This is a genomic window from Thiorhodospira sibirica ATCC 700588 (genome assembly GCF_000227725.2).
GTDB lineage: Bacteria > Pseudomonadota > Gammaproteobacteria > Ectothiorhodospirales > Ectothiorhodospiraceae > Thiorhodospira > Thiorhodospira sibirica.
This window is the reverse complement of record NZ_MU255057.1, coordinates 94,116-103,382: the sequence shown is the minus strand read 5'-3', so window position 1 is coordinate 103,382 and position 9,267 is coordinate 94,116. Positions and strand designations below refer to the sequence as shown.

Sequence of the window (9,267 nt, the reverse complement as noted above, 5' to 3'; positions counted from 1 at the left end):
TTCACCTGGCCTTCCTGGGCATCTTGCTTAAGAGACTTTGAACAGGTTCTAAGGGCACCTCGAATAACCCGGGTTTTTCAATGAACCCGACCGCCAAATGATGGCCATGACCGAATTCGGTTCAATTTCCCCGGCGAATCACCGCTTTTTCGGGCGGTATCACCCCGTTTTTCTGGCGAATCGCCCTGTGAAACGGCGATTCGGCCCATGTTGGGCGTCAGAAGGCCTTAGCTCCGACCTTCCGGAAATACACCCGCCGCTTGAGGGGGTAGCAGGCGGCCAGCATTGTCAGCGCGCAAAGTTTGCGCACGCCTGACCCATCGTGCGGATCAACCTGCCGCCCCTCTGTTCGATGCTCCCAAACACAGGTTCGACGCGAGCACGCATCTTGGCAATGCGGTGGTTTTGGCGCTGCTGACACTCCAACAGCGGCGTGTTGCGCGTGCCCTTCCTCTGGATCTGATGGCGGTGCGTTTTTCATTGGATCGGCTGTGGCAGGTTTCACTACGATGTCATTTTGCCACTCAGCGGGGGCTGAGGTTTTTCGAGGTGCCCTTATGTGAGGTGGGGTAGGCTGATACCACGCCTTATATCCCCGGTCTGAAGGCTGGGGATATAAGGCGCAAACGGAGAATGCCTCATTAAAACCGATAGGGATGTCAATTTTCCTTGCTACGTTTGGTATCCAGGCCCAGGGTGCGTAGTTTGCGGTACAGGTGGGTGCGTTCGACGCCGACTTTTTCGGCCAGTCGGGTCATATTGCCTTCTACGCGCTCCAGTTGATGCAGCAGGTAATGGCGCTCGAAGGCTTCGCGGGCTTCGCGCAGGGGCATTTCCAGATTCAGGCCGATGCTGTCGGAGAGTTCGATTTCATGGGTGGGGCGTCCAGACAGCGCGCGTTCCACTTCTTCGCGTTCTATCTGTTCGCCGCTGCCCAAAATGAGCAGGCGCTGCACCAGGTTTCGCAATTCACGCACATTGCCCGGCCACGGGTAGCGGGAGAGAAAATCCTGGGCGGCTTCGCTGAAGCGGCGCAAGGGCAGTCCCTCCTGATGATGCAGCACTTCGGCATAATGACGCAGCAGGTGCGCCACATCGTCGAGGTGTTCGCGCAAGGGCGGGATGTGCAGCGGCACGACACTGAGGCGATAATACAGGTCATCGCGAAACTGGTTGTTGCGCACCGCCGTTTCCAGGTCTTGCTGACTGGCGGCAATCACCCGCACATTGATGGGGATGGGATCGCTGCCACCTACGCGGGTGAGGCGCTGACTTTCCAGGGCGGTGAGCAGGCGTCCTTGCGTCGGTAAATCCATATCGGCGACTTCATCTAAAAACAACACGCCCCCGCTGGCCTGTTCCAGCAGGCCGTAGCGAATCCGTTCGCCACGCTCCTGGCCAAATAATTCCACGGTGGATTCTTCGCGGCTGAGTGCGGCCACGACCACCTCCACAAAAGGCCGATCGCGCCGGGCGCTTTGGCTGTGCAGATAGCGGGCAAAGGTCTGCTTGCCCACACCGGCCTCTCCGGTCATCAGCACCCAGGTGTCATGCTGGGCGATGCGCTGGGCCTGTTCGCGCAGGGAGTGCATGATATGGCTATCCCCGACGGGGTGGGCATTTTTTTCAAACTGACGCCGCAGCCCGAGGTTTTCCTTGACCAGTTGGTCGGCCTGCAAGGCGCGCTGGATGGTGAGCGTAAGCTTGGCCAGCGATAAGGGTTTTTCAAGGAAGTCATAGGCGCCAAGGCGGGTCGCCTCGACGGCATTTTCCACCGAGCCATGACCGGACATGATCACCACCGGACAGGGCAAACCGCCAGCATCATGCCATTCCTTGAGCAGCTGGATGCCATCACCATCGGGCAGCCAGATGTCTAGCAAGATCAAATCCGGGCGGCGCAGACGGCGTTGTTCGCGGGCCTGGGCCAGATTGCTGGCCGTGGCCACGGCATAGCCTTCGTCTTCGAGAATATCCTGCACCAGGGTACAGATATCCGGTTCATCATCAACCACCAAAATATAGGCATTGTTCACAGTCAGTTATCCGTTATGTGTGGCCCGCGTGCTACGCAGGGACCAGCTCTTTTTTTGCACAGTTTTTCAGGGGTAAACGCACGGTGATGCAGGCACCACCGCGTTCTGGGTTATTGGCGGTGACCATGCCGCCGTGTTCTTCGACAATTTTTTTCACAACGGCCAGGCCAAGGCCGGTGCCTTTGTGTTTGTTGGTGACATAGGGTTCAAACAGCTGCGGCAGTAATTCTGCCGGAATCCCTGGGCCATTATCGCTGACGATCAATTCAATGGCGCTACGTTGCGCATCACCCGGGCAGCGGGTGAGGATGGTTAAGCGCGGTTCCAAGACCCCATCGAGCGCCTCCTGACCATTTTTGATGAGATTATGCAGCAACTGGCGCAGTCGCCCGGCATCGGCATGTAAGCGCGGCAGGGCATCGGCGAGTTGCAGATTCAGTGCTAGCGGCTGTGAACCGGCACGGCTATGCCGATACAACTCGGTCACTTCAATAATAAGCTCGTTGAGATCCATCTCGCGCAGCTCCAGATTGGGGGGGCGGGCATAGGCGCTAAAAGCGTTGACCATCGCCTTCATCGCCTCGACCTGCTGCACGATGGTATGGGTATAGCGCTGCAAAAAGCGCATCTCTTCAAGCCCCAGATGCGGTTTGAGTTTGTGCTCGATGCGCTCGGCAGAGAGCTGAATCGGCGTCAGGGGATTTTTGATCTCATGGGCCAGGCGACGGGCCACCTCGCCCCAGGCGGCATCGCGCTGGGCCTGCAATAATTCGGTGACATCATCAAAAACCAGCACATGCCCGCCGCGCAAACCGGCATCATCGGGGAGCCAGACGCCCCGGCAGGTGAGGATTTTGCGGCCATCCTGACCAAACAGGTCAATCTGCTCAAACCAGTCAATATCGCTATCTTCCAGATGTGCACCCAGTTTTTGATAAAAATGCCCTACCAGGGCATGATGCTGACCGATCTGGGGCAGTGGCTTGCCCAGATGTTGACCCAGATCCGTTTCCAGAATCAGTTTGGCGGCGGTATTGGCGGTTTGCAGGACCAGATGCCGATCCAGGGTAATCACCCCGGAGGACAGATGCTGTAAAACCTTTTCCAGATAGGTGCGCTGACTTTCGGCCAGGCGGCGGCTGTATTCCACCTCATCACGCGTAGCCGCCAGGGTGGCAATCATGCTGTTAAACGAGCGTACCAGAAAGCCTAGCTCATCTTCAGAACTGACGCTAAGGCGTTTATGGTATTCCCCGGCGGCCACCGCCCGGGTGCCTTCGGCCAGTTCAGTGATGGGGGCGACCAGCCGCTTGGCCGAGTAAAAAGCCGCCCAGATTCCTGCCAGCACCGAGACCAACAAGGCCAGCGACAGGGTGATGGTAAAGCTTTGCTTGAGCGGCTGGCGCAGATATAAAAATTCCTGATATTCCAAAAAGGCATCCTGCACACTGTCGGCCAACAGACTCATGCGCGTGGCCAACGGGAAAATCCCTTGCAGGATGCGGGTTTCTTCACCGTGGGTGAGTGCTGGTAAGGTCACCAGGACGCGCACCGAAAAGCCATGCTCATAAATCGGCTCAAGACCGACATAATCACGCCCCAGGGCAATCAGCTGCAAAATCTCGGCAGACGGGAGTAACGGCAGGCGGTGAATACCTTCGCCGCTGCTGGCGGCAATGATGCGATTATTGGCACCGATGAGGATCAGCTCAGTGGCCTCGACGATTTCACGCAGCTCATTGAGACGCAGCGCCACCAGCGGCTCAGGAATCTGGGTAAGCTCCTTGGCTACCAGCTGTGTATGGCGGGCAAACTGGCGTACCCGCAGATCCAGCGAGACCCGCGATAATTCCAGGGCATCCTCCAGGGCTTTTTCCACGCGCACATCAAACCAGCTGTCGATGCCTTCATCCAGAAAGCGCAAGGAGAAATGATAAACAATCAGCACCGGAATGATGATCAACGTGACAAAGGTCAAGACCAGTTTGAGGGTCAGCCGGGAACCGGGTTCCTGGCGCAGGAAGCGGACCATCGCCTGATACAGCTTGATGCTGATCAGCAGGGTCAGCACACACAGGGCGAGGGTGTTAAACAACAGCAGCCAGATATAGATTTGCTCAAAACGGGCGGAATTGTGTACTGCCTCGCCCATCAGCCACAGCGAAACCAGCAGCAATACAAATAAAATCCCCATCGGCACCAGCCGCAAAGGCCAGGCACTTAGCGGAGTGGCCATGTGTACCAATCGCTGCTTGGACTCCATTCACGCCCGATATAGCCGCGTACCCGTAGCGGCAAGGGCAGGGCATCAAAGAGCAGGCGGCTGCGCATCCGCGCCCGATACGCTTCATCGGCATCCAGCAGCGCAGCATCCAGCAGGGGAACGCGGTCGATCTTGCCCATCGCGTGCAAGGCCGAGGATAAACGGAAAAACGTCTGTTTGACGCCGGTATTCAGATGCGTCAACACATACAGGCGGGTCAGCGGCTGATATTCCAGCCGATAGCGCAAAGACAATTCGGCACTGGTGACATTAAGCCACCAGTCACGCGGGCGGATGATCTGGATCTGTGCCTCAAAGGTCAGGGCCACGCCGCTGTGCAGCGCCTCATCCAGGACGCTGCCGAGGCGATAGTGTAAATCGGCGTGCAGATAATACACGCCCTCACTGAGATAGGTGCGGGCATGTTCTACCTTGAGCTGGGTTTCCTGGGCACGGGCGGCATTGCCCACTAACAGCGCCATTGCCAGCACCACCCAAACGCCGAGTTTCAACACCATCACTCGGCCAGACTCCGCGCTTTTTGCAGACGCGCATAATAAAAGCCGTCCATCCCCTGATCCCCGGTGAGAATCTGTCGACCCAAGGGCAGCGCAATGCCCCAGTCCGCCGTAATCGGCAACACCTGGGCATCGGCATGGCGGGCCACAAAGGCGGCTAGATTCGCCTCGTTTTCCTGCTCCAGCAAGGAACAAGTGGCGTACAGCAACACGCCATTAGGTGCCAGCAGCGGCCACACCGCTTCCAGCAGATTCTGCTGGGTTGTCGCCAGGGCCTCAATATCACTGGCCCGCCGCAACCATTTGATATCCGGATGACGGCGCATCACCCCGGTGGCCGAACACGGCACATCCAGCAAGATACGCTCAAAGACCTCCCCCGACCACCACGGCGCTGGCTGCTGTCCATCACCGCAGCGCACTGTAGCGCGATAGCCCAGGCGCGTCAGATAGGCCTCAATCCGCGCCAGGCGCTGGGGATCAATATCCAGTGCGGTCAAATCCAGCGCCCCATTGACACTTTCCAACAGATGCGCCGTTTTTCCGCCCGGCGCCGCACACACATCCAGCACCCGCATTCCCGGCTGACACGCCAGCAAACCCGCCGCCAGCTGTGCCGCCGCATCCTGCACCGATACCTCACCCTCCGCAAAACCGGGCAACTGCTGCACATCCACCGGTGTCTGCAAGCTCACCGCACTGGCCACGCCAGGATGCGCGCTGGCCGCAAGCCCGGTGGCTTGCAGGCGCTGCAGATACTCATCTCGCGTGATACGGGCAAGATTAACCCGCAAGGTCATCGGCGGATGGGCATTGATCGCCGTGAGCAGCGCCGCCAGGTGCTGTGGATAACTGGCAGCCAGACGTGCATACAACCACGGCGGCATGGCATGGCGCACCTGCGGGTTTTGATCCAGCTGGGCGCACAGCGCATCCTGCTCACGCACCACACGCCGCAAGATGCCGTTAATAAGACCCACCGCCCAGGGCTTGCCCAGCACACGCGCCAACTCAGTAACCTCTGCGGTCACCGCATAGGCCGGAGTGCGCTGATAGAGCAGCTCAAACAGCCCCATCTCGATCACATAAGAAATATCCTGATCACGGCGTTTCAGCGGGCGAGACAACAGCTGCGCCAACAACGCCTCCAGACGGCCATGCCAGCGCACCGTGCCATAACTCAAGGCTTGTGCCAGCGCCCGCTCACGCCCCGGCAAAGCGGGTAACTCGGTTTCCAGGGCCTCGCTCAGCGATTGCCCACCATCCAGCACACGCACAATCACGCGGCTGGCGACAAAACGTGCAGACATTGAATAATACGTCTCGGCCAGTCAGTTAATAAAGAGAGTCTGCAGTATAGCTAAGAACGCGGCTTGCGCAACGCAGGCCAGGCGGGGATTTTCCAATCCAGGGCCAGAGCCAGCAAGCGCAGCCCGGTGGTTGTCACCACCCCGGCGGTCAGACTGAGCCATGTCGGTGCTTCCAGCGTATGCAAGCCCACCAATACCCAACAGCCGATAAAGGCGCACAGGGCATAGGGGCGATGATCCTGAAACACCACCGGAATCTCGTTACATAACACATCGCGCAGCACGCCACCAAAGACCCCGGTAATCACGCCCAGCAATACCACCACCGTCACCGGCATCCCGGCTACCAAGGCCAGCGCCGCCCCGGAGGCGGCAAACAGTCCCAGCCCCAGGGCATCGGTAAACTGCATCAATTTGACCGCTGCCCGATGCTGCATCAGGCGCAGCAGCGGTGGCCCGGCAATCGTCAGGCCCAGCACCAGCCAGATATATTCCTGATGCACCACCCACACAAAGGGACGATGATCCAGCAACACATCGCGCACAGTACCCCCGCCAAAGGCGCTAACAAACGCCACCGTAAACACCCCGACGATATCCATGCGCTTGCGCACAGACTCGATCAACCCTGAAATGGCAAACGCACAAATTGCCGCAATCTCAATCAATGCCAGCATACAATGAGTCTCGAAAAGAAGCTTAAACCGGGTGCAGATACCCCAGAGTATCCGCAAAATTTACCGCAAAAGCGCACACGCGCTACACCGTGTCATGCCTAAAATTATGGCCATCATCGCAGGCCGTTGCTATACCTGCGTGGCATGGCTGATGTGAGGCTATGCACGCTGCGTAGCAAAATGGATAACCGGTACGCAGACCCGAGCTGATTAACGCAGTATGATGCCCAGGTGCGGTCTGCAAAAACGCGACTGCATTGCGGATATATCCCGTATTCAATCCCCCCATGCAGTGATGGCGTATCGAGGAACCTTAATCATGGCGTCAGATCAATTCACGCAGGTGACCACCACGTCCTGGCTCAAGCGTCTTGCGGCCTCCTTCAAGGCCATTGGCTTTGGGCTTTTATTGTTTGTATTGGCCTTTCCCGTGTTATGGTGGAATGAGGGACGGGCGGTAAAAACCGCCAAGGGACTGGAAGAAGGTGCCGGGGTGGTGGTCAGTATCCCGGAGCGCCCACTGCAACAAGCCTATGCAGGTCGTCTGGTGCATCTGAGCGGTGAGGCACGCACTGATGCCCGGTTAAGCGACCCGGATTTTGCTATTGAGGTCAATGCCATCCGGCTGGTGCGCAAGGTCGAGATGTTTCAGTGGCAAGAGCGCAAGCAAACCGAAGAGCGCACCCAACTGGGCGGCAGTACCGAAACCGTCACGACTTACAGCTACAGCAAAGGCTGGGCGGAGGGTTTGATCAGCTCCAGCCAATTTGCCCAGCCGCAGGGGCATCAAAACCCCGCGAGTATGCCGTATGCCTCGCGCAACTGGAGCGCTACGGCAGTACAGGTCGGTGATTTTACGCTCAACGCCAGTCAAATCAACATGATTCCGGCCAATCAACCGCTGAATCTCAGCACAACGCACACCGTTGCGCCACCGGCCGCACCTGCTACGGATACCCCGGAAGCTGACGCCGCCCCGGATACGGTTTCAGCAAATACCTCCCCGAGGGTGCAGCGTCTGGGTGAGATGCTGTATCTCGGTGATGATCCCCATAACCCCCAAATCGGCGATCTGCGCATCACCTACAGCGTGGCTTATCCGCAAACCGTGAGCATCATTGCCCGGCAAAGCGGGACAAGCTTTGAAGCCTACCGCACCCAGCACAATACCACCATCAACCTGCTCTATCCCGGCCAGCATTCCGCCGAGGCCATGTTCTCCTCTGAACACAGCAAAAACACCCTGCTCCTGTGGATCCTGCGGTTGGTCGGTTTTGTCATGATGTCGGCTGGATTGAAGATGGTACTCGGGCCACTGGGCGTATTGGCCGATGTCATCCCGCTGTTTGGCACCATCGTGCGCGCTGGCACCGGCCTAATGGCCTCTACCAGCGCCGTGTTTTTCTCCTTTTTCACCATTGGCCTGGCCTGGCTGTTTTACCGCCCACTCCTGGGCATCGGCTTGCTACTCATCTCCGCTGCAGGCATCACCGCCGCTACCCTGCTTTTGAAGAAAAACCAAAAACCGGTTGATACCCCACCCGCATCAACACCCAATCCATCTTAGAAGCTGTTTGGAAACTACCGCCTCAAACCAAGCGGTTAGCCATCAGTCGACTCATTGCGAGATAAATCCAGGCTTCGCTGCTCGACATCAAGCGCTCGTAGTCCTTGCTCAGACGGCGTGAGTGGTTCAGCCAGCCAAAGGTCCGCTCAACAACCCAGCGTCGCGGCAACAAAACAAACCCTCGGCGCTCCTTGGGACGCAAGACCCCCGTCAAGACGAAACGAAAGCGCTGGGCAACCCAGTCAACCAGGCGTCCACTGTAGCCGCCGTCAACCCAGATTTTGCGCAGCTTTTTGCAATGACCGGGGAGATGGCACAGGAGTTGGCGCGCCCCATCACGGTCTTGCACGCTGGCGGCGGTGACAACGACGGCCAGCACCAGCCCCAGGGTATCGACCAGAAGATGGCGTTTGCGGCCCTTGATCTTCTTGCCGGCGTCATAGCCGCGCTCACCAGGGATCGCCGTGGTCTTGACGCTTTGGCTGTCCAGACACCCGGCGCTTGGATGCTTGTGACGCCCGTGGCGTTGCCGTAGCCGAGCGCGTAGCCTGTCATGAAGACGCTGCCAGGTTCCATCGCGCCGCCAGCGATTGAAGTCATAGTACACTGCCGACCAGGCAGGAAAGTCGTGCGGCAGCTGACGCCACTGGCAGCCCGTCTGCAGGACATAGATGATCGCATTGATGACTTGGCGCATGCTGAGCTTACGAGGGCGCCCGACCGGGGCGCTCGGCAACAGCGGCTTGATCGCCTTCCAGGCGCCGTCGCTGAGGTGACTCGGGTAGCGTTTTTTTGCGAATCTTCTTGCTGCATTTCTGGGGCATGTGGGCCACTTCCTAGAAAAAATCGTAGGTTAAGCCATTACGCGATTAATTTCCAAACAGCCTCTGAGTTGA

The 9,267-nt window shown here is 58.2% G+C and carries 7 protein-coding genes and 1 pseudogene; 1 reads left to right on the top strand and 7 read right to left on the bottom strand.

From position 1 onward, the window contains the following. Positions 1–217 precede the first annotated feature (217 nt). The 6 genes and pseudogenes from THISIDRAFT_RS13965 to THISIDRAFT_RS13940 all read right to left on the bottom strand — a co-directional run. Positions 218–468: pseudogene (locus THISIDRAFT_RS13965) on the bottom strand (IS5/IS1182 family transposase); the annotation flags it as partial. Positions 469–659: 191 nt separating this feature from the next. Further along, positions 660–2,036 (bottom strand): sigma-54-dependent transcriptional regulator, encoded by a 1,377-nt coding sequence (locus tag THISIDRAFT_RS13960; protein WP_006788518.1) that lies wholly within the window; start codon positions 2,034–2,036, stop codon positions 660–662. Positions 2,037–2,067: 31 nt separating this feature from the next. Further along, positions 2,068–4,272 carry a sensor histidine kinase gene (locus tag THISIDRAFT_RS13955; protein ID WP_006788519.1) on the bottom strand — a complete coding sequence of 735 codons (2,205 nt, stop codon included), beginning with the start codon at positions 4,270–4,272 and terminating at the stop codon, positions 2,068–2,070. After that, on the bottom strand, positions 4,257–4,817 hold the full coding sequence (locus THISIDRAFT_RS13950; protein WP_006788520.1) for a DUF4390 domain-containing protein: 561 nt from the start codon (positions 4,815–4,817) through the stop codon (positions 4,257–4,259). The genes THISIDRAFT_RS13955 and THISIDRAFT_RS13950 overlap by 16 nt, the downstream gene beginning before the upstream one ends. After that, positions 4,817–6,127, bottom strand: coding sequence for a 16S rRNA (cytosine(967)-C(5))-methyltransferase RsmB (gene rsmB, locus THISIDRAFT_RS13945; RefSeq protein WP_006788521.1), 1,311 nt, complete (start codon positions 6,125–6,127; stop codon positions 4,817–4,819). Before rsmB ends, THISIDRAFT_RS13950 begins: the two co-directional genes overlap by 1 nt. Positions 6,128–6,177: 50 nt before the next feature. Next, the gene (locus tag THISIDRAFT_RS13940; RefSeq protein ID WP_006788522.1) at positions 6,178–6,804 is read right to left on the bottom strand and encodes a trimeric intracellular cation channel family protein; all 627 of its coding nucleotides are present in this window, start codon (positions 6,802–6,804) and stop codon (positions 6,178–6,180) included. A gap of 319 nt (positions 6,805–7,123) precedes the next feature. Between THISIDRAFT_RS13940 and THISIDRAFT_RS13935 the strand changes: the two genes are divergently transcribed. Next, positions 7,124–8,371 carry a TMEM43 family protein gene (locus THISIDRAFT_RS13935; RefSeq protein ID WP_006788523.1) on the top strand — a complete coding sequence of 416 codons (1,248 nt, stop codon included), beginning with the start codon at positions 7,124–7,126 and terminating at the stop codon, positions 8,369–8,371. A 22-nt stretch (positions 8,372–8,393) separates the two neighbouring features. Here the strand turns inward: THISIDRAFT_RS13935 and THISIDRAFT_RS13930 are convergent. Continuing rightward, a protein-coding gene (locus THISIDRAFT_RS13930; RefSeq protein ID WP_246585433.1) for an IS5 family transposase occupies positions 8,394–9,195 on the bottom strand; the annotation gives its coding sequence in 2 pieces (ribosomal slippage) (positions 8,394–9,164 and positions 9,166–9,195; 801 coding nt in all). Positions 9,196–9,267: the final 72 nt, after the last annotated feature.